The 18,708-nt window shown below is 71.1% G+C and carries 21 protein-coding genes and 1 pseudogene; 6 read left to right on the top strand and 16 right to left on the bottom strand.

Annotation, left to right across the window (positions count from 1 at the left end; translation table 11 throughout):
• Window positions 1-78 precede the first annotated feature (78 nt).
• From ACFYTE_RS30165 to ACFYTE_RS30150, 4 genes are all read right to left on the bottom strand, one after another.
• Window positions 79-528, bottom strand: coding sequence for a response regulator transcription factor (locus ACFYTE_RS30165; protein ID WP_388717259.1), 450 nt, complete (start codon window positions 526-528; stop codon window positions 79-81).
• Window positions 529-787: 259 nt separating this feature from the next.
• Window positions 788-1,504, bottom strand: a complete 717-nt coding sequence (locus tag ACFYTE_RS30160) for a C40 family peptidase (RefSeq protein WP_388717160.1) — start codon at window positions 1,502-1,504, stop codon at window positions 788-790.
• Window positions 1,501-2,298: an SPFH domain-containing protein gene (locus ACFYTE_RS30155; RefSeq protein WP_388717157.1), complete on the bottom strand. Its 798-nt coding sequence runs from the start codon at window positions 2,296-2,298 to the stop codon at window positions 1,501-1,503. The genes ACFYTE_RS30160 and ACFYTE_RS30155 overlap by 4 nt, the downstream gene beginning before the upstream one ends.
• A gap of 63 nt (window positions 2,299-2,361) precedes the next feature.
• On the bottom strand, window positions 2,362-2,592 hold the full coding sequence (locus tag ACFYTE_RS30150; RefSeq protein ID WP_388717155.1) for a hypothetical protein: 231 nt from the start codon (window positions 2,590-2,592) through the stop codon (window positions 2,362-2,364).
• A gap of 616 nt (window positions 2,593-3,208) precedes the next feature.
• Between ACFYTE_RS30150 and ACFYTE_RS30145 the strand changes: the two are divergent.
• A pseudogene (locus tag ACFYTE_RS30145) lies at window positions 3,209-3,652 on the top strand (transcriptional regulator); the annotation flags it as partial.
• Entirely contained in the window at window positions 3,649-4,194 is a 546-nt protein-coding gene (locus ACFYTE_RS30140; protein WP_388717152.1) for a flavoprotein, read from the top strand. The pseudogene ACFYTE_RS30145 and the gene ACFYTE_RS30140, both read left to right, overlap by 4 nt.
• Window positions 4,195-4,472: 278 nt before the next feature.
• Here ACFYTE_RS30140 and ACFYTE_RS30135 read toward each other — a convergent pair whose 3' ends face one another.
• The 4 genes from ACFYTE_RS30135 to ACFYTE_RS30120 all read right to left on the bottom strand — a co-directional run bounded on the left by ACFYTE_RS30135 (window position 4,473) and on the right by ACFYTE_RS30120 (window position 7,904).
• Window positions 4,473-5,285, bottom strand: coding sequence for a phosphatase PAP2 family protein (locus tag ACFYTE_RS30135; RefSeq protein WP_388717149.1), 813 nt, complete (start codon window positions 5,283-5,285; stop codon window positions 4,473-4,475).
• Between the two features lie 192 nt (window positions 5,286-5,477).
• Window positions 5,478-6,434, bottom strand: coding sequence for a hypothetical protein (locus ACFYTE_RS30130; RefSeq protein ID WP_388717146.1), 957 nt, complete (start codon window positions 6,432-6,434; stop codon window positions 5,478-5,480).
• Window positions 6,431-6,772, bottom strand: coding sequence for a PadR family transcriptional regulator (locus ACFYTE_RS30125; RefSeq protein ID WP_388717143.1), 342 nt, complete (start codon window positions 6,770-6,772; stop codon window positions 6,431-6,433). The genes ACFYTE_RS30130 and ACFYTE_RS30125 overlap by 4 nt, the downstream gene beginning before the upstream one ends.
• A 220-nt stretch (window positions 6,773-6,992) precedes the next feature.
• Window positions 6,993-7,904 carry an SDR family NAD(P)-dependent oxidoreductase gene (locus ACFYTE_RS30120; protein ID WP_388717140.1) on the bottom strand — a complete coding sequence of 304 codons (912 nt, stop codon included), beginning with the start codon at window positions 7,902-7,904 and terminating at the stop codon, window positions 6,993-6,995.
• 109 nt (window positions 7,905-8,013) lie between these two features.
• Between ACFYTE_RS30120 and ACFYTE_RS30115 the strand changes: the two genes are divergently transcribed.
• The 3 genes from ACFYTE_RS30115 (at window position 8,014) to ACFYTE_RS30105 (ending at window position 10,671) form a co-directional block, all read left to right on the top strand.
• Entirely contained in the window at window positions 8,014-8,679 is a 666-nt protein-coding gene (locus ACFYTE_RS30115; protein WP_388717137.1) for a TetR/AcrR family transcriptional regulator, read from the top strand.
• 315 nt (window positions 8,680-8,994) lie between these two features.
• The gene (locus tag ACFYTE_RS30110) at window positions 8,995-9,732 is read left to right on the top strand and encodes an SDR family oxidoreductase (protein ID WP_388717134.1); all 738 of its coding nucleotides are present in this window, start codon (window positions 8,995-8,997) and stop codon (window positions 9,730-9,732) included.
• Between the two features lie 39 nt (window positions 9,733-9,771).
• Window positions 9,772-10,671 (top strand): SDR family oxidoreductase, encoded by a 900-nt coding sequence (locus ACFYTE_RS30105; protein WP_388717131.1) that lies wholly within the window; start codon window positions 9,772-9,774, stop codon window positions 10,669-10,671.
• Between the two features lie 42 nt (window positions 10,672-10,713).
• Here ACFYTE_RS30105 and ACFYTE_RS30100 read toward each other — a convergent pair whose 3' ends face one another.
• Both ACFYTE_RS30100 and ACFYTE_RS30095 read right to left on the bottom strand, forming a co-directional pair.
• A complete protein-coding gene (locus ACFYTE_RS30100) occupies window positions 10,714-11,484 on the bottom strand; it encodes an SDR family oxidoreductase (RefSeq protein ID WP_388717128.1) in 771 nt (256 codons plus the stop codon).
• Window positions 11,481-12,491 (bottom strand): 2-hydroxyacid dehydrogenase, encoded by a 1,011-nt coding sequence (locus ACFYTE_RS30095; RefSeq protein ID WP_388717126.1) that lies wholly within the window; start codon window positions 12,489-12,491, stop codon window positions 11,481-11,483. The genes ACFYTE_RS30100 and ACFYTE_RS30095 overlap by 4 nt, the downstream gene beginning before the upstream one ends.
• Window positions 12,492-12,685: 194 nt before the next feature.
• Between ACFYTE_RS30095 and ACFYTE_RS30090 the strand changes: the two genes are divergently transcribed.
• On the top strand, window positions 12,686-13,429 hold the full coding sequence (locus ACFYTE_RS30090) for an SDR family oxidoreductase (RefSeq protein WP_388717122.1): 744 nt from the start codon (window positions 12,686-12,688) through the stop codon (window positions 13,427-13,429).
• Window positions 13,430-13,439: 10 nt separating this feature from the next.
• Here ACFYTE_RS30090 and ACFYTE_RS30085 read toward each other — a convergent pair whose 3' ends face one another.
• From ACFYTE_RS30085 to ACFYTE_RS30060, 6 genes are all read right to left on the bottom strand, one after another.
• On the bottom strand, window positions 13,440-14,363 hold the full coding sequence (locus tag ACFYTE_RS30085) for a LysR substrate-binding domain-containing protein (RefSeq protein ID WP_388717119.1): 924 nt from the start codon (window positions 14,361-14,363) through the stop codon (window positions 13,440-13,442).
• A gap of 71 nt (window positions 14,364-14,434) precedes the next feature.
• On the bottom strand, window positions 14,435-15,310 hold the full coding sequence (locus ACFYTE_RS30080; protein WP_388717116.1) for an NAD(P)-dependent oxidoreductase: 876 nt from the start codon (window positions 15,308-15,310) through the stop codon (window positions 14,435-14,437).
• Window positions 15,311-15,318: 8 nt separating this feature from the next.
• The gene (locus ACFYTE_RS30075) at window positions 15,319-15,996 is read right to left on the bottom strand and encodes a 4-carboxy-4-hydroxy-2-oxoadipate aldolase/oxaloacetate decarboxylase (protein ID WP_388717113.1); all 678 of its coding nucleotides are present in this window, start codon (window positions 15,994-15,996) and stop codon (window positions 15,319-15,321) included.
• 43 nt (window positions 15,997-16,039) lie between these two features.
• The gene (locus ACFYTE_RS30070; RefSeq protein WP_388717110.1) at window positions 16,040-17,080 is read right to left on the bottom strand and encodes a zinc-binding dehydrogenase; all 1,041 of its coding nucleotides are present in this window, start codon (window positions 17,078-17,080) and stop codon (window positions 16,040-16,042) included.
• Between the two features lie 19 nt (window positions 17,081-17,099).
• Window positions 17,100-17,897 (bottom strand): SDR family NAD(P)-dependent oxidoreductase, encoded by a 798-nt coding sequence (locus ACFYTE_RS30065; protein WP_388717107.1) that lies wholly within the window; start codon window positions 17,895-17,897, stop codon window positions 17,100-17,102.
• Window positions 17,894-18,682: an SDR family NAD(P)-dependent oxidoreductase gene (locus ACFYTE_RS30060; RefSeq protein WP_388717104.1), complete on the bottom strand. Its 789-nt coding sequence runs from the start codon at window positions 18,680-18,682 to the stop codon at window positions 17,894-17,896. Before ACFYTE_RS30060 ends, ACFYTE_RS30065 begins: the two co-directional genes overlap by 4 nt.
• Window positions 18,683-18,708 lie beyond the last annotated feature (26 nt).

Below are 18,708 nucleotides of genomic sequence, written 5' to 3'. Positions count from 1 at the left end.
CCCACCCAGGTGCGACAGGCAGACCACCCGGGTGCCCCCGGTTCCGGACCCGGTGCCGGTTTCGGGGGCACCTGGGTGTCATGAGGCGGTTCTGTGGGTGGCTCTGGTCGTGGTGTACGAGACGGGGGACGGTTCGCCGGGCCGGGCCAAGGGGTGTCTGCCGGGTATCGCGGGCAGGGGCAGCCGGGGGTCGTGGACCGGCGGACCCGCGGTCGCACGGGGTGGGCTCGGTGCCGCGTCGGGGGTTCGGACCAGCATCATGGCGTGGGCGAGGGTGGCCGCGCGGACGCACACCGCGCAGTCGGGTGTGTAGACGGGGTGGGCCCAGCAGGGGCTCCATGCCTGGCGGAGGGCGCGCAGCACCTGCTTACGGTCATGTGTCCAGACCGGGTCGGCGTTCTCCGGCAGGTAGCCCCGTTCGATGGCCGCTATGACGGCACGCGCGCGGCTCTTGACGCCGAAGGCGGCGTAGATGGCTCGTAGGTGGGTGTGCACGGTGGCCCGGCCTATGCCGAGTCTTTGGGCGATCTGGTCCGCCGTGGACCGTTCAGCATGTGCCGCAGTACTTCCTCCTGACGCGGGGTGAGAACGTGCGGTGGCTGCGTCGAGGACGGCGAGGAGGGCGAGGGCGTCGAGGACGGCGAGGGCGTCGAGGACGGCGTGGGCGGTGTCATGGCTGGGACCTCTCTCGTGGGGCGGTGACCGGTGGCGTCGAGCGCGGGCGGCGTCTGGAGACAGACACCGGCCCGCGCCGGTGACGCGCCTGGACGGGCGGCTCGCAACCCCGTCAGGGGCGGCCGAAGAAGGTCGGGTAGTAGCCGCTCGACAGGACCGAGACGCGGATGGTCCTGCCGGGCCTCGGCGCCTCCACATAGCGGCCGTCACCCAGGTAGACGGCTACGTGCCCGATGCCCGACTGCCTCTTGTTGGACGACCAGAAGAGCAGGTCACCACGGCGCAGACTGCCGGCCCCGATCTTGGTGACGGCTCCGTACTGGGCGGCGGCGACGCGCGGCAGGGAGATCCCGGCGCGCTGGTACGCCTGCTGCACCAGACCGGAACAGTCGTAACCTGCGGGCCCGTTGCCACCCCAGATGTAGGGCTTGCCCAGCTGGGCGAGGGCGTAGTCGACGGCCCGCTCGACAGCGGAGGTGCCGGTCGTGCCGCTCTTCCCGGTCGTCGCCGGTTTCGTCGCCGGTTTCGATGCCGGTTTCGATGCCGGGGACGGGGACGGGGACGGGGACGGGGACGAGGAACCGGAGGTGTGGGTGCGCTGGAGGTAGACGCTGTGGTGACTGGTCCAGCGCCACTGTCCGTCGGACTTGAACCAGTACCTGCTGCCGTCCCACCCCTCGTGGCTGGGCGCAGGCAGGGCCTGGGCCGGGGGAGCGGCGATCGCGCTCAGGCCCACGACGCCCGTGGCGAGGGCGAGCACCGCCCCGGCCGCCTGTATTCCGCGGACGGTCCGGCGCCCGTGGGGTGGCAGCTCCGACCCGGCGGTCATGTCGCCGTCCGGGAGCCGCCCGGCGCGGCGGTCGCGGTCCGCGCATCCGTTCGCGGGGCCTGTTGCGGTGAACTCTGTTGGTGCGGCCACTGGATTCCCCATTCCTTGAGGTTTGCGCTCGGGGTGAGCAGCGAAAGCACGAGCAGGCGCAGGAACATGGAGTCCTGGCCCGCGGACGGGTGTTCGTCGGTGTGTTCGTCGGCGCCTTCGTCGGCCCTGATCCGTTCCAGGGCCGTACGGGCGACATCGACGGCGTCGCTGATGACGGTGGTGCGCAGTTCGGCGTTCAACTCGGCGCTTTGCAGCCGGTGGATGCTCTCGGCGATCTCCGTGTCGTAGCGGAGACAGAGCTGCTGGACGGAGTAGACCTCAAGGCCCAGCGGTGCCACCTCGGGGGCCAGGACGCGGGTCAGCTCCTCGCCGAACCAGGCCCCGTCCCTCAGCGTCGGCCCGGGTGCCCCGAACCGGTCGCAGGGCAGCGTCGCGGCGACTTCGGACACGGCGGCCGCGACCTGTTCGCGCAGGAACTCCTCGTGGTCATGGACCGCGAACGTCGCACGGGCGGTGTCCTGCACCCGCCAGACGACCAGCAGGCCGACGACGACGGGACGGCCGACGCGGTCCACCGCCGCGAGGGAGTCGCCCCGGAAGTGACGCAGCCGCACATCCACGCGGTGCCGCCTGAGCAACGGGTTGACCCACATCAGTCCCGACCGGCGCACCGTGCCCCGGTACCGCCCCCACCGGGAGAGTACGACGGCACCGCCTTCCTGGTTGGCCAACAGGCCGCTCACGCCGAGCAGCACGCCGAGGGCGAGACAGGTCAGGAGGGCAGGTGACGGCTCGGGTACGTCCGGTTAGCGCCTCGCGGGCCGGACCCGCCCCGCGATCACCGCGATGGCCGTACCGCACAGCAGCACGCACACCAGGGCGATCCAGCCGGGCAGGACCGGACGGGGACGGAACTCCCGCACCTGCGTGGTGAGCCGCGGCGCCCGCCGCCGTGCCCCACGAGCGGGCGGCTGCGGCTCGGGAGGCGGGACAGGATCGTGATCCGGCGCCGGCGCCACGTCGACGGTGAACCCCACGGCTCTCCCGTGCCGGGCTGACGACTCCCTGGTCGGACCGGGCACCTTGACCGGCGTGATCCCCAAACTCCCAAGGGCGTGGGGGAATTGATTGACCGACAGCTCCGCATCCGCGGAACGCCCCGCGCGCACATCCTTCAACCGTGGCTTCCTCTTCACCGTGTCGCCCGGCCGTGTTGACCGGTCTCGGCCTAACGAGACGCCACCGCACGGCTCATGACGCGCACAGACCGGAGATCTGTGTGACGTCCATCACGAAAGCAGGGGCGGGGCCAGGGGCCCGCGAGAAACCCGCACAGCCCCACGAACACGATGACCTCGGCGAGGTTCGCGGCGAGGTCCTGGTCGAGGGTCGGCTTGATGCCGGCCTTGTAGTCGTGAATTCCGGAGCCGTTACGTCGCCGATGCGGGCGGTTCGGTCAGTGAGGCAATGCACGTGGTGAGCAGGCGCCGCTTCTGATCTTGTTCGTTGGCATCCAGATCGGCCAGCATGTCTTGCCCGACGCGGCGAACCGCGGCGCCGCCGGCACGACGATCGTCTCAGCGCCCGTCGACGGGCCGTTCGGCCGCATTTTCACGTTCGCGGACTCCGACGGCTACCACGTGACCCTCCACGACCGCCGCCAGCAGGAACGGCGACCGCGACACCACCCGGGGCTTCCTCACCGAGGCCAAGGACGTGGCCCGTTACGTCGCCTTCGACCGGCCGGATGCATGGGCGAACTTCAGCCCCACCAACGTCGCCCTCCACGAGGTCAGCGCGGCTGTCTCCTTCGGCGACCCCGGCATTGCCCTGCGGACCGCACGGCCGCTCATGCGGCGGCACATTCCCGTTCCCGAGCGCCGGGCCGCGCTCTGGGTGGAGGGCGCCCGCGCCTACAGTCAGCAGGGCAGGCTTGCCGACGGCTACCAGGCCCTGCGCATCGCCGAGAGCTGCGCGGCACAGGACGTCCGCCGCCCGGCCGTACGCGAACTGGTCGCCGACATGGCAGCCCGCGACCGCCGCCGGGCACTGCCCGAGCTGCACCACTTCAGCCGCCGACTGGGAGTGCCCGCGTGAGTGATCAGCACGACAAGCCGTTCCTCCAGATCGTGGTCTGCGCGGCCGGGGTCGCCGCCGACGTCGGCCGGCTGATCACCGCAGCACAGGAGCGGCACTGGGACGTCGGCGTCATCGCCACCCCACAGGGGCTCGGCTTCCTGGACGCGGAGGCGGTCGAGGCCCAGACCGGCCGCCCCATCCGCTCGGCCTGGCGGTCGCCGGGTGAACCGCGCCCGACTCGGCCTGCGGATGCGATCGCGGTCGCCCCGGCCAGCTTCAACACCGTCAACAAGTGGGCCGCCGGGATCTCCGACAATCTCGCCCTGGGCATCCTGTGCGAAGCACCCGCCATGGGCGTCCCGGTTGCCGTGCTGCCGTACCTGAACTCCGCCCAGGCGGCCCACCCCGCCTACCGTCAGAGCCTGGAGCGGCTTCGCGAGATGGGCGTCCTGATCGGCTCGTACGAGCCTCACCGGCCGAAGGCCGGCGGCGGGGCCGACCGCTACCGCTGGGAGGAAGCGCTGGAGCTGCTGGCCTCCAGGCTGTCCATGCGGTCGTGACGGCGCTGCGCCAGGCCAGGGTCCTTGCGGGGGCTCGACGGAGCGGTTGATACCGGTGGACTCGCGTATTCAACTGTCGCGAGTACTGCTGCCCAAGCGTCGTTGCAGTCACTGTGTGTGCTGGGGGGCGTCGCAGACTTGTTGACCGGACTATGGGCGGACACGCCGGGCGGGAGTGCATCCTCGCTCGGGCGTCGACGGCTTCTACGACTGGGCGGTGGCATCGGATCGCCGCTTTGCCAGGATGCGCCGGTTCCCGCCCGGAGCCGGCCGCGTGGTCAACCCAGTGCGGGGCGTGTGCGGCGTGCGGTGTGTGCGGGCCGCCCGACTGCGGCGTACCAGACCAGGGCCGCACATATGAAGGCCGTCGCCGCGGAGACCAGTGACCTTGTGAGGGTGTCGTTTCGTGCGCCGGAAACGAGGGCGATGGCCAATGCCACCGTCAAGGTGATGACGGGCAGCGCACGGGTGCTCCGCGTGGCGCCTGGCGCGGCGGCCGGCGGCAGCAGCCAGGTTGCGAGGCCGTAACACGCACAGGCCAACAGTGTGGCCCCCAGCACTTCGCTGGGCCGGTGGCCGCCCATGGTCGCGCTGGCGGCGGCGATGCAGGCGAGCCACAGCACACCGGCCGTGGCGATGTAGGGGCGGATGCGGGGGGAAACCACGAGGACGGCGGCGAGAGTCAGCGCGGCGGGGATGGCGGTGTGCCCGCTGGGGAAACCCTGATCAAGGAGATTCTCGGGCGCGCCCACCAGATCGGGGCGGGGCAGGGTCGATTTGAGCACCTCCTTGCCTCCGGTCGTGAGAATGACGACGCCGAGCGCCGCGCACCCCTGCCACCAGCACCGCCGCACCAGGGTGAGGACCACGATGACGGCCAGGCCCACCATCAGGGTGGGCTTGGCGCTCAATTCCAGCGGCGGCAGGGGCGTCGAGCCGTAGGCCGATCCTGACAGGGGGTAGATCCATGCAGCTTCGGGGTTCCCTTTACCGAGACCGAACAGGGCGTTCTCAGCTCGTTGCCCCCACGGGGTGCAGATGGCGAGCAGGTAGAGCGTCAGGAACCCCAGGGTGTAGAGCAGAGCCGGCATCCACGGCCGTGTCGTACGCGACGGGCTGGGGCGGGCGGGGCCCTGCCTTGAGGCCCCCGGACGGTGCGCGGGCAGGGCCGGAGAATCGTGCTGAGTCATCGCTCTGTTCTTCCGTTGAGGGGAGTTAGGTCACGCACGTTTTGTGGCACGACGTGGGCCGCCGGGCTCGGCCGACCCACCGGGGGTCCGCTCCTATTCGGGGAGTGCCTGCCCCTGTCGGCGCTGGGCGGTGATCGCCAGGGCGGGGAGGGGCGCGATCAGCAGGAGGAGAACGACCAGGTCCGGAAGGGACTGCATGAACGCGTCCGGCTGGACGACGATCGCCTGCGTGCGGACGATCGCGACCGCCGCGACGGGGATCAGCCACCGGTGGTCGCCGGTGGCGGCCGTCGCAACCCACGCGCCGAGCAGCGCGGTGACTTCGAGGACGAACAGGCCGCGCTGGAAAGCCGGACTGACGGAGATGATGTGCAGGCCCCCGGCCATGAACATGGCGAGCACGACAGGGGCCAGCCAGCGGTAGGAGTGGCGTCGCAGGCGGCTGGGACGGCAGAGCGCCAGCACGGCGCACGCGGCGCACAGTGTCCCCGAGAGCACCAGGTCACGGGCCGTCAGCGGGGCGCCCAACCCGTAGTAGCTCAAGCCCGCCTTGCCCTCGCTGCCGAAGAGGGTGCGGCCGTGGGTCGTGGCGCCGGCCCAGATCATGGCTGCCGCGGCCGGCAGCGCGAGCCACGCCCTGCCACGCAGCAGAGCGATCAGGCAACCCAGCGGGAGCAGCCCGTAGGGCAGCAGCCGTATCCGCGTGGGACCTCCGGCCCACGGATACCAGCCGGAGAAGTGGAAAGCGATGGCGTGCTGTCCGGGGTCGATGTGCAGTGCCCAGTGCCACACGTCCTGCAGGTACGGCACCAGCGCCAGCGCGGCGAGGGCCAGGGCGGCCAGATGGATGCCGTCCAGCCACCACGGCCGGGCCGCGTCGTCGACGACGGCACGGGCGCGGGCCTGCGCCCCGGCGCGCACCAAGGCGGCAACTTCCCGCGGCGGGGGCCAGGGACGGCCGGGATACGCCTCGGCCAGGCAGGCCAGCAACTCCTCTCCCTGCCGGGAACGGTAGGACTTGGGATAGGCCGCAAGCAGCAAACGGTTCATGCCGGGGCCGCTCCGGCATCCCGCGAGCGTCCGATGACGACGGCCGCCGCCTGCTGCATCCGCAGCGCCTCCCGGCTGAGCACCGCGGTGCCGTCCTCGGTGAGCCGGTAGTAGCGCCGCGCCCGACCGTCCACGATCTCCTCATGGTCGGCGGCCACCAGCCCGGCCCGCTCCAACCGCTCCAGCGCGCCGTAGAGAGTGCCGACAGCGATCCGCAGCCGCCCGTCGGTGGCCCGCTCGGCGGCCTTGATGATGCCGTAACCGTGCAACGGTCCATCCATGAGTGAGGCGAGGATGAAGTACTGCGGTTCCGTCAACGACGGGTGCTGTCGTGTCATGCGTCGAGCATATATCGAGGTACGAAATATTCTGCCAGCCTGGTGATCATCAGCAGCGCCTTCACGCCCGCGAGCCTGTGCGGGTTGCTGAGTACCGGTCAGCGGGCGGAGGGGCCTCTTCTCGATCGCGCCGACCGTCGGGCGGCGGAGCGCCGGACGAGCCGGCGCCTCCTACCCGCGCGGGCTACATCGTGATGGCCGATCCGGAGCGAAACGAGTTCTACTGGGACTGAACGACGGGGAACTTCACGCCGGTGAGGTCTTCGGAGACGGTCCACAGCCGCTGCTGGACGGCTACCTCGTACGACTTTGGGCTGGAGGTGACCGGCCGGGGGTGGCCCTTGACCTCGTTGCGCCCGCCGGGACCGTAGTACTGGCCGCCGAGCACGCCGGGGTCGGTGGCGGCGCGCAGGGTGGGCAGGGCGCCCATGGCCGGCGTCTGGGTGATCAGCGGCGCGAGCCAGGTGACGGGCAGGCGGAGCGCGGCGGGGGTGTTGCGGGTGAGGTCGGTGTCGGACATGCCGGGATGGGCGGCGACCGCGACGGTGGTGCCGTGCGCGGCGAGCCGGCGCTGCAGCTCGTACGTGAACATCAGGTTGGCCAGCTTGGACTGACCGTAGGCGGCGGCCCGGCTGTACGACCGCTCCCACTGCAGGTCGTCGAAGTGGATCGCGGCCCGGATGCGGTGGCCGGTGCTGCTGACCGTCACCACGCGCGAGCCGGGCACCGGCAGCATCAGGTCAAGCAGCAGCCCGGTGAGCGCGAAGTGGCCGAGGTGGTTGGTGCCGAACTGCATCTCGAAGCCGTCGGCGGTGGTCTGCTTCGGGGTGTACATCACGCCGGCGTTGTTGATCAGAAGGTCGATCCGGTCGAGCCGGGACCGCAGCGCCGCCGCCGCGGTCCGCACGGAGTCGAGCGAGGTCAGGTCCAGCGCCTGCACGGTCACGTCGCCGGTCATGCGGGCCGCGGCCCGCACGCCCTTCTCGACGTTGCGCACGGCGAGCACCACGGACGCCCCGTGCTCGGCGAGCGCCTTGGCGGTCTCGTACCCCAGTCCGGTGTTGGCCCCGGTCACCACGGCCACCCGCCCGCTCTGGTCCGGAATGTTCGCTGTCGTCCACTTCTCGCCCATGTCAGGCTCCCAGCCAGTTAACGTACCGAAGGTATCTTGTGTCCTCGACGTTAAAGTACCTTCGGTACGTTGTCAACGTACCGACGGTACCTAATCTAGACTGGCGATCGTGACTTTCCAGCGGGCGCGAACTGAAGAGCAGCGGGAGATCCGCCGACGGGCGATCCTCGACATGGCGTCGGCGATGCTCGACGAGATGCCTGTGGCCGCGGTCACCCTGAACGAGCTCAGCCGCCGGGTAGGCCTGGCGAAGCCGAACGTGCTGCGCTACTTCGAGTCTCGCGAGGCGGTGCTGCTGGAGCTGCTTGACCGCTTCCTGCGGGAGTGGCTGACGGAACTGGCGGGGGAGTTGGCCGCCGGCATCGACGAAGATCTCCCCATGCCCGAGCGGGCGGCGGCGGCGGCCGAGATCCTCAGTCGCTCGCTGTCCGGCCGAAGGGTGCTGTGCGAGCTGTTCGGCGCACAGGGCAGCGTCCTGGAACACAACGTCTCCGTCGAGGTCGTAGCACGCTACAAGCGCGCCTCCCTGGACCGCCTGGCAACCATGACCGCCCTGATCCGGACGTACCTGCCGGAGCTGGGTGAGAACGCAACGCTGTTCAGCCTGCAGACCCTGGTCATGGCCGGCGCGCTGTCGGCGTACAGCACGCCCCCACCCAGCCTGCAGGCGGCCTACGAGGCCGAGCCCGACCTGGCCCGCTTCCACTTGGATCTGAAGGACTACTTGAAGCAGGCCCTGACCGCAACCCTCCTGGGCGTGCTACCCCGCCGCTGACCAGCGTTGCACTGAACAGGCCGAAACCGCTGCACCTCGCGCTCGGACGGTGGAGAGGCCGGGGTGCCCAAGCTGCGGCCGCCGGCCCTGACCCCGGCACCCGACGCATCCGCGGCATCGCCGCCCAGATCCTCCGGCTGGCCTTCGCCAACCAGGGCCACCCTCCCTCTTGTTATCGACGCTCACGAGTTCGTGTTGTCGGCGATCCGAGCTGTGTTATCGTTGCTCACATCAAGAGGGGATCGGCGATCTCGCCGCGGTCTCGGGCATCACCGCTGATCCAACACACCGCATCTCATCCAGGGACTGGTCATCATGACGGACACCACCACTCGCGTAGCACTGATCACGGGCGCCACCGGAGGCATCGGCCGGGCCGTCACGGATCGGCTCGTCCGTGACGGGTTCGCCGTCGCCGTGCACTACGCGGGCAACAAGGCCAAGGCCGACGAGGCGGTCGAGGCCGTCAGGGCGGCGGGCGGCAAGGCCATCGCCGTGGGCGGTGACGTGGCCGACGAGGAGGCCATGGCCGCGGCCTTCGACGCCACCGAGGCGGAGTTCGGCGGGATCGACGTGCTCGTCAACACGGCGGGCATCATGCTGCTGTCGCCGATCGCCACGCTGAACCTCGACGACCTCGACCGCATGCACCGCACCAACATCTGCGGCACCTTCGTCGTCTCCCAGCAGGCGGCCCGGCGGATCCGCCGCGGCGGAGCGATCATCAACTTCTCGACCTCGGTCACCCGCCTCCAGTTCCCCGCCTACGGCGCCTACGCGGCCAGCAAGGGCGCGGTCGAGGCGATGACCCTGGTCCTGGCCCGCGAAATGCGCGGCAAGGACATCACCGTCAACGCCGTCGCCCCCGGGCCCACCGCGACCCCCCTGTTCCTGGAGGGCAAGGACCAGGCGGCCCTCGACAACCTCGCCGAGGCGGCCCCGCTGGAGCGGATCGGCACCCCGGAGGACATCGCCGAGGCCGTGGCCTTCCTCGCCGGGCCGGCGCGCTGGATCAACGGTCAGATCCTCTTCGCCAACGGCGGCATCGCCTGATCCGGCGCACCGGCCGCCCGACACCTTACGGAGACCTCCATGAGCAACATCGTCCTCATCACCGGCGCTTCCAGCGGTTTCGGCGCCCTCACCGCCCGCGCCCTGGCCCGCACCGGCAACACCGTCTACGCCGGCCTGCGCGAGACCGCCGGCCGCAACGCGCCGCAGGTGCGGACCGCCCTCGACTACGCCAAGGAGTATGGCGTCGACCTGCGGGCCGTCGAACTGGACGTCAATTTCCAGGACTCCGTCGACGCCGCGGTCAAGCAACTGATCGAGGAGCACGGCCGGATCGATGTCCTCGTCCACAACGCCGGTCACATGGTCACCGGTCCTGCCGAGGCGTTCACCCCGCAGCAGCTCGACCAGCTCTTCGACATCAACGTCCTGTCCACCCAGCGCGTCAACCGCGCGGCCCTGCCTCATCTGCGCAAGGCCGGCCGGGGGCTGGTCGTCTGGGTGTCCAGCTCCAGCGTCAAGGGCGGTACCCCGCCCTACCTCGGCCCGTACTTCGCGGCCAAGGCCGCGATGGACTCCCTCGCCGTCAGCTACGCCGGGGAACTGGCCCGCTGGGGCGTGGAGACGTCGATCGTCGTCCCCGGCTCCTTCACCAGCGGCACCAACCACTTCGCGCACTCCGGCCACCCGGCCGACACCGCTGTCGAGGGAGAGTACGCGACCAAGTACGCGGGCCTGATGGAGCAGGTGTCGCAGAAGCTCGCGGCCCTGGCACCCACGGGCGCTGAGGCGTCCCTGGTATCCGACGAGATCGCGCGCATCGTGGCGCTGCCCGCGGGCGAGCGCCCCTACCGGGTGCACATCGACCCGGCCGACGACGGTTCCGAAGAGGTGTCGGACGTCGCCGACCGGATCCGCCGCACATTCCTCACCCGCATCGAACTGGACGACCTGCTGACCGTCCACCCGGCCGGCGCGTGACCGGGGAACCCATCGGTGCCGGCCCCACCGGCCCCGCGGGTGTCAGAGCACCGAGAGCATCCCGCCGTCCACGTACAGCACCTGCCCGCTGACGAAGTCCGAAGCGGGTGAGGAAAGGAAGACCAGGGCGCCGACGAGGTCCTGGACCTCTCCCCAGCGGCCGGCCGGTGTACGCCTGCGCACCCAGGCGCTGAACTCCTCGTCCGCCACCAGGGCGGCGTTGAGGTCGGTGGCGAAGTACCCCGGGCCGATGCCGTTCACCTGGATGCCGTGCGGTCCGAGGTCGGCGCACATGCCCTTGGTGAGCATCTTCAGACCGCCCTTGGTCGCGGAGTACGGCGCGATGCCGGGGCGGGCCGCCTCGCTCTGCAGCGAGCAGATGTTGACGATCTTGCCGCGCCGCCGTGGAGTCATCCGTCGCGCGACCGACCGGCCCACGAGGAAGGACCCGGTGAGGTTGGTGTCCAGCAGCCGGTGCCACTGCTCGTCGGTGAACTCGGTGAACGGGGCGCGCTGTTGGGTGCCGGTGTTGTTGACCAGCACGTCGATCGGGCCCACCCGTTGCTCGACGGCGGTCACATGTGCCTCGACGGCGGCGGAGTCCGTCACGTCGAAGGCGGCCGTGTGGACCCGCTCCGGGAAGTCCGCGGCGAGTTCGTCCCGGGCCGCCTCCAGCGTGCCGGTGTCACGGCCGTTCAGTACGACCGTGCAGCCCGCCTCCAGCAGACCGCGGGCGAGCGCCTTGCCGATGCCCCGGCTCGACCCGGTGACCAGGGCGATCCGGCCGGCGACGTCGAACACGGGGTGGCTCATGCGGGCGCTCCGGTGGTGCGGGCGGGGCGGCCAGGGACGGCGGAGGTGCCCGGCAGGGGCGTGCGGGCCGGGCGGTCCGCGAGGACGTCGAGGATGTTGTCCACCGCCAGGTCGACCATCGCGGCGCGGGTGGCGTGGGTGGCCGAACCGATGTGGGGAAGCATGACGACGTTCTCCTCCGCGGCCAGCGGGGAGACTTCCGTGCCCATGGGTTCGCGTTCGTGGACGTCGAGCCCCGCGGAGTGCAGCCGCCCCTCCCGTACGGCGTGCAGCAGGGCGTCCTCGTCGACGACCCCGCCCCGGGCGGTGCTGATCAGGGTGGCGGTCGGCTTCATGAGGGCGAGTTCCCGCACGGAGATCAGATGGCGGGTCGCGTCCGTGAGGGGGACGTGCAGCGACACGATGTCGGACTGCGCCAGCAGGGAGCGCAGGTCCGTCGCGGCGGACAGGGCGTCGTCGACCCTGGCGTACGGGTCGTGGTGGACGACGCGCATGCCGAAGCCCTGTGCCCGCCGGGCGACCGCGCGGCCGATCTGCCCGTAGCCGATCAGACCGAGGGTGGCGCCGTGCACGTCGAGGCCGAGGTAGTCGTGCATCCGGAACACGTCCCAGCCGCCCCGGGCCAGGTCGGCGCTCGCGGCACCCAGCCGGCGCCGGGCGGCGAGGATCAGGGCGAAGGCCAGGTCGGCGGTGGTCTCGGCCAGCACCCCCGGCGTGTGGGTCACCACCACACCCCGTTCGGCCGCCGCGGCGGCGACGACGTTGTCGTACCCCATGCTGGCCAGCGCCACCACCCGCAGGGACGGACCGGCGGCGTCCAGCAGGGCGGCGTCCACCAGGTCGTTGCCCAGGGCCAGAACCGCGTCGGCCCCCGCGGCGAGGGCGGCGAGTTCCGCCGGTTCCGGCTTGCCGTCGCCCGTGTGGAACACCGGCTCCGCCACGGCGCCGAGCCGTTCCACACCACGGCCCGGAAGCCCGTCCCGGGTGACGAGAACACGCATACTCATATTCGACTCCCAGTTACGCTGCACGATTTTCCGAGCACGCTAGCCAAGGAACGCGGCCGAGGGCAAATAAAAACTTCTTCTGGCGCCATCTGGAATTCCGGTGGGTCGCGCATTACGGGCTGCCGCATATTGCCGCGGCCGCACCCGCACGCTTATGTTCCTCGCGGTATTCCGAAAGTGAGGGGATCAGCGTCATGCCTTTTTCCGACTACCGGACCGCCCTGGTGACCGGCGCCTCCACGGGCATCGGGGCCGTCGTCGTGGAACGTCTCGCCCGGCACGGCCTTGAGGTGCACGCGGTCGCCCGCGACGCCGACCGCCTGGCGGACCTGGCCGCCAGGACCGGCTGTGTCGCGCACGCCGTCGACATCACCGACACCGACTCGCTGACCGAAGCGGTGGGCGGCCTGGAGATCGACGTACTCGTCAACAACGCCGGGGTGTCACGCCCCGGCAACATCCTCACGGCCGACGAGTGGGCCGTGGACGAACAGGTGGCCGTGAACGTCCGTGCGGTCCTGCACCTGCTGCGTCTGCTCATGCCCGGCATGGTGCAGCGCGACCTCGGCCACATCGTCAACATCAGCTCCATCGCCGGCGTGTACAACTTCGGCGGCAACACCATTTACCACGCCACCAAAGCGGCGGTGCACACGATCTCCCGGCAGCTTCGCGTGGACGGTTTCGGCCGGCGGGTGCGCGTGACCGAAATATGCCCGGGCCGCGTCGAGACGGAGATTTTCGGCCGACTGCTCGGGGATATGGAGGAGGCGCAGCGGCGGTACTACGACGGCTACGAATCGCTGAAGCCCGGGGACATCGCCGACGCCATCGAGTTCGCCCTCGGATCGCCCCGGCACGTCAATATCGGGCACATCGAAATTCTGCCGACCTTCCAGGTGCCCGGTGGCCTCGCATTCGAGCGGCGCGCGGGCTGACGCCGTACGCTCACGCCGATCTGCGGTCCGAGACCGACGGGTCGAGCAGCAGCGTGCGCAGCAGGTCGGCCACGAGGGCGGCGGCGTGCGAGAGCGGCTGCACCTCGGGAGTGCACAGGGACATCGCGGTGCACAACCGGGCGTCGGCGAAGCGGTAGATGCGCACCTCCTCGGGGGCGAAGTGCGCTCGGGCGGCCGTGAGCGGCAGCACCGTGACGCCGAGTCCGTTGACCACCGCGTCCCGCAGCACCGTGTCCGGCTCGACCTCGGCGACGACGGAGCAGTGCAGTCTCGCGGCGTGGAAGGCGGCGTCGGTGATGCGCCGGACGGTGTGCAGCTCGTTCGGCATGATGAAGTCGAGACGGCTCGCCTCCTTCAGGGTGACCGTGTCCCCGCGGCTGGTCAGGCGCGGCATACGGGCGCTGGTGACCAGGTGGAACTCCTCCTCCAGGACATGGTCGAACACGACACCCTTCACATAGCCGGGGTCGTATATGAGCGCCATGTCCACCTGGCCCAGCAGCACCGCCTGGCTCATCACCACCGTCAGGTTCTGGATCAGCTGCAGATGGATGTTCGGGTACCGCTCCCGCACCGCCCGCAGCAGCGGTACGGCCAGACCCGGCGCCATGCTGTACGAGGCCAGGCCGACGGTCACCAGCCCCGCCGGGGTGTCGTTGCCGGCGCGCAGATCGATCCGCGCGGCCGTCTCAAGGCGCAGGATGCCCTGCGCGTAGCGGTACAGGGAGCGGCCGGACGCCGTGACCTGGACACCGCGGCCGGTGCGCTCCAGCAGACGGGACTTGAAGTCGCTCTCCAGCGCGGAGATGTGCTGGCTTAGCGCCGACTGAGTGATGTGCAGCGAGTCCGCGGCCCGGGTGATGTTGCCGACGTCGACGACCCTGACGAAGTAACCGAGCCTGCGGGTGTCCATCGCACTCCTCCCTGATCGTTGCGGGTGAACGTATCCCGAGGGGGCCCGGCAGTGGAACAGCCGGGCGCGGATCACTCCTCGCCGGCCTCTTCGTGCGCCGAGACGACCTCGTACACCGCCGAGTGGTCCAGGTCCCCGAGGCCCCGGCGCACCACCTCCTCGAAGAGGGCGCGGGTGTGCCGGGTCTGCGGCAGGCCGGCGCCGAGGGTGTCGGCGAGCGCGGTCGCGTACCGGAGGTCCTTGACCTGGTTGGTGCCGCTGCCGCCGAGGCGGTAGTCGCGGTCCAGGATCTTCGCCGCCTTGGCGTCGAGGACGGCGCCCGCGGCGAGGCCGCCGCGGAGCACGCGGACCAGCTGCGCGCCCGACAGACCTGCCCGGCGGCCCAGGTCGAGGGCTTCGGCCACGGCCACCAGGGTGCCGGCGACGATCACCTGGTTGCACAGTTTGGCGGCGCTGCCCGCGCCGGGCGGGCCCATGTGCTCGACCGTGCCGGCGAAGGATCTCAGCACCGGTTCCACGGTCCGGTACGCCTCCGGGTCGGCGCCCACCATCAGGCTCAGCGTGCCGGCGCGGGCGCCGGCGTCACCGCCGCTCATCGGCGCGTCGAGCACGGCCAGGCCGTGCCTGCCGAGCCGGCCGGCGAGATCGCGCACCTTGCCGGGGGACGTGGTGCTCAGCACGGCCACGTGCGTGGTGCCCTGTGCGGCCCAGCGGCGTACCACCGGCTCGGGTGCGACCTCCCCGAGCCGGTCGATGTCCGGCAGGACCGACAGCACGATGCGCGCGCGCAGTTCTCCGGGTTCGGCGACGGCCCGGTGCCCGAACTCGTCCGCCTTGGCGCGGGTCCGGTTCCACACCTGGAGTGGGAAGCCCGCGCGGGCGATGTGCCGGGCCACCGGGGCGCCCATCGGGCCGAGGCCGAGCACGGCGACACCGGGCCTGTTCACGGGCTCACTCACTCCTCGACGACCAGGCCCTTGGCCTTCAGCTTCTCGGTGAGTCCGTGCACCTCGATCAGCGTCCGGTCGCCGCGCCGGTGCTGTTCCCTGATCTCCGCCTCGTGGTCCTCGCGTTCCTGGCAGAGCCGGACGACCTCCTCGGCTTCCTGCGGGTCGATCACGACGACACCGTCGGCGTCGCCGCGCAGGATGTCGCCGGGCCGGACGATCTGTCCGCCGACGGAGATCGGGCGGTTCACCTGGCCGAGGGTCTCCTTGACCGTCCCCTCGATACAGATGGAACCGGAGAAGACGGGGAAGCCGAGCCTGCGCAGGTCCGCGCTGTCGCGCACGCCGGAGTCGGTGACGAAGGCGGCAAGTCCCTTGCTCTGGCAGGCGGTGGCCAGCACGTCCCCGAAGGAACCCGCCTGTTCGAACTCCGACCCCGCGACGATCACGACGTCACCGGGCCGGGCGTAGGAGATGGCGACCTGGACCATGATGTTGTCGCCCGCCTGCGCCTGGACCGTGAACGCCGGCCCGCAGAAGGACATGGCCGGGTCCACGGGCTTGAGCCGGTGCGCCAGCGCGCCCTTGCGGCCCTGCGCCTCGTGGATGGTCGCGGCGGAGAAGCGGCCGAGCGCGGCCACCACGTCGGCGGACGGACGGTCGATCCGGGTGCGTACATGAATCATGGGAGCATTCCCTCGCGTTGTCGTTCGGTGGTCTCGTGCGGGCTCAGGCGTCCGGGTCGGCACAGACCCGGAGTACTGTCTTGGCGGACCGGGAGGAGTCGGCGGCGCAGCGGAACGCCTGAGTGGCTTGATCGACGGCGAACTCGTGACTGAGTACGGCGTCCAGCGCGGGGTCCGCGGCCAGCAGCGCGATCGCGGCGTCCAGTTCGGTGTCGAAGCGCTGGGAGCCGTACAGCGTCAGCTCCTTGGCGATCAGCGTCGACATGGCGACCGGCACCGGTTCGCGCGGCAGCATGCCGAGCTGGAGCACGGCGCCGCCGGGACGTACCGCGTCCAGCGCGGTGGCGAGTGAGGCGACGGCGCCCGCCGCTTCGACCGTCACGTCGAACGCCGACCGGTCGACCGTGCCGCCCGCGGACAGGTTCAGGGTGGCGGTGGCGCCGACGGCGGCCGCGGTGCGCAGCGGGAAATCCTGAAGGTCGACGGCGGTGATCTCGGCGGCGCCCGCGTGCCGGAGCGCCGCGACGGCCAGTGACCCGATCGGCCCCGCGCCGCTGACCAGCGTCTTCGCCCCCCGCACCCGCTCGCCCAGGCGGGCGGTGCCGTGCAGGACGACGGCCAGCGGTTCGGCGAGCACGGCCCTGCGCAGGGGCAGCGCGGCGGGCAGCGGACGGAGCTGGGAGGGACGCACCTCCAGCAGTTCCACGAAGCCGCCCTGGGTGTGCGGCTTCGTGGACGCGCTGCCGAAGTACGTGCCGTCCGGGTGCAGATGCAGGCCGGTGGGGGTGGTGGTGCCGGGCGGTGCGCAGGGGGTCGCGGGGTGCAGGGCGACACGGGTTCCGACGGCCGGCGCGGCCGTTGCGTCCTGGCCCACCGCGGCGACGACGCCGACGACCTCGTGGCCGAGGGTCAGCGGTTCGGTGACGGTGTAGGGGCCGTTGCGGCCGTCCGCGGCGTAGTGCAGGTCGGAGCCGCAGATGCCTCCGTAGACGATGCGGACCAGGACCCGGTCCGGTGCCGCCTTCGGTTCGGGCAGCGTGTCCACGCGCAGGTCTCCCGGTCCGTGGACGACGACGGCTTTCATGGCAGCGGGTTCCTTCCGGTCAGCGGGCGAGGTAGCCGCCGTCGACGGGCAGCACGGTTCCGTGGATGAAGCGGGCGGCGTCGGACACCAGGAACAGGGCGGCGCCCGCGATGTCCTGCGAGGTGCCCCACCGCCCCGCCGGGATGCGTTCGAGGATCTGGCGGTTGCGGGTCTCGTCGGCGGTCAGCGCGACATTCATCTCGGTGTCGATGAAGCCCGGCGCGATGGCGTTGACGCGGACGCCCCTGGACGCCCACTCGTTCGCCACCGACTTGGTGAACTGCCCGACGGCGCCCTTGGACGCGGCGTACGCGGAGGCGGTGAAGCCACCGGTGAAGGAGAGCATCGAGGCCAGGTTGACGATCGCGCCCGAGCCCCGTTCGAGCATCGGCCGGCCGAAGAGCTGGGTCAGTTCGACGACGGTGCGCACGTTGAGCTGCTGCACCCGGTCCCAGTCCTCGACCGGGAACTCCTCGAACCGGTGCCGGAGGTTGAGGCCCGCGTTGTTGACCAGGATGTCGACCCGGTGCTCCCGCAGAATTCCGGCGGCGGTGGCACGCACCTGCTCCGGGTCGCCCAGATCGGTGCACACCGGCACATACGCACCGGTGTGTGCGGCCTGCTCGCGTCGGTGGACGCCGATCACGGTCGCGCCGTTGCGCAGGTAGAGATCGGCGATGGCATGGCCGATGCCGGTGCTCGCCCCGGTGACCACGGCCGTCCTGCCGGTCAGGTCGGCGGAGAACGGAACGTCCACGGTGCTGTCGTCCTTCTGGTGTGAGGGCGGGTGCGGGTGTGTCGTGTGCGGGTGCGTCATGCGATGTGCGATCCGCCGTTGACGTCGTAGGTGACGCCCGTGAGGTAGCCGGCGTCTTCGCCCAGCAGGAAGGCGATGACCGCGGCCACGTCGTCCACGGTGCCGATGCGTCCGACGGGCAGGTCCTTCAGCAGGACGGCCTTGCGTTCGTCGGTGAGCCGGCCGCCCATGATGTCGGTGTCGATGGAGCCGGGGGCCACCGAGTTGGCGGTGATGCCCAACGGGCCGAGTTCCCGGGCGAGGGTGCGGGAGAGACCGAGCAGCGCCGCCTTCGAGGCCGAGTAGGCGGCCCGCCCGTACACCCCGCCACCGCGTTCGGCGGAGGTGGAGGAGACGTTGACGATGCGGCCGAGGCGGTGTTCGGCCATGAGCCTCGCCGCGGCGTGGGTGACGTGGAAGGTCCCGTGCAGGTTGACGTCGATCACCCGGTGCCATTCGGCGTCCGTGACGTCGAGGAACGGCACCGGCGAGCTGACACCGGCGTTGTTGACGAGCCCGACGAGCTGCGGCAGTTCGGTCTCGGCGCGGCGCACGGCGGCGTCCACGGCGGCACGGTCGCGGATGTCCACGCCGATGCCGAGGCAGGTCACGCTGTGCTCGTCCGTCAGACGCGTCGCCACGTCCCGGCAGGCGGCCTCGTCCAGGTCGAGCACGGCGACCGACCAGCCCTCGGCGGCGAGCCGGGCGGCGGTCGCCCGGCCGATGCCGCGCGGTGACGCGGCTCCGGTGACGATCGCGGTGCGGGCCGCGGGGAACGCGGTGGCGGGCGGGGGTGGAAGTGTCACGGCTCTCCAGTTCGTACGGTGGGCGG

Source organism: Streptomyces sp. NPDC004629, from assembly GCF_042873595.1.
In the GTDB taxonomy this organism is placed as follows: domain Bacteria; phylum Actinomycetota; class Actinomycetes; order Streptomycetales; family Streptomycetaceae; genus Streptomyces.
Note: the sequence above shows the minus strand (reverse complement) of the source record. Positions and strands in the feature narration are given on the sequence as shown.

Coding starts and splice junctions, on each gene's coding strand:
- ACFYTE_RS30085 (WP_388717119.1), bottom strand. CDS start 14,363: ATGGACACCCGCAGGCTCGGTTACTTCGTCAGGGTCGTCGACGTCGGC.
- ACFYTE_RS30065 (WP_388717107.1), bottom strand. CDS start 17,897: ATGACGCACCCGCACACGACACACCCGCACCCGCCCTCACACCAGAAG.
- ACFYTE_RS30090 (WP_388717122.1), top strand. CDS start 12,686: ATGCCTTTTTCCGACTACCGGACCGCCCTGGTGACCGGCGCCTCCACG.
- ACFYTE_RS30070 (WP_388717110.1), bottom strand. CDS start 17,080: ATGAAAGCCGTCGTCGTCCACGGACCGGGAGACCTGCGCGTGGACACG.
- ACFYTE_RS30075 (WP_388717113.1), bottom strand. CDS start 15,996: ATGATTCATGTACGCACCCGGATCGACCGTCCGTCCGCCGACGTGGTG.
- ACFYTE_RS30095 (WP_388717126.1), bottom strand. CDS start 12,491: ATGAGTATGCGTGTTCTCGTCACCCGGGACGGGCTTCCGGGCCGTGGT.
- ACFYTE_RS30110 (WP_388717134.1), top strand. CDS start 8,995: ATGACGGACACCACCACTCGCGTAGCACTGATCACGGGCGCCACCGGA.
- ACFYTE_RS30105 (WP_388717131.1), top strand. CDS start 9,772: ATGAGCAACATCGTCCTCATCACCGGCGCTTCCAGCGGTTTCGGCGCC.
- ACFYTE_RS30135 (WP_388717149.1), bottom strand. CDS start 5,285: ATGCCGGCTCTGCTCTACACCCTGGGGTTCCTGACGCTCTACCTGCTC.
- ACFYTE_RS30100 (WP_388717128.1), bottom strand. CDS start 11,484: ATGAGCCACCCCGTGTTCGACGTCGCCGGCCGGATCGCCCTGGTCACC.
- ACFYTE_RS30130 (WP_388717146.1), bottom strand. CDS start 6,434: ATGAACCGTTTGCTGCTTGCGGCCTATCCCAAGTCCTACCGTTCCCGG.
- ACFYTE_RS30125 (WP_388717143.1), bottom strand. CDS start 6,772: ATGACACGACAGCACCCGTCGTTGACGGAACCGCAGTACTTCATCCTC.
- ACFYTE_RS30160 (WP_388717160.1), bottom strand. CDS start 1,504: ATGACCGCCGGGTCGGAGCTGCCACCCCACGGGCGCCGGACCGTCCGC.
- ACFYTE_RS30120 (WP_388717140.1), bottom strand. CDS start 7,904: ATGGGCGAGAAGTGGACGACAGCGAACATTCCGGACCAGAGCGGGCGG.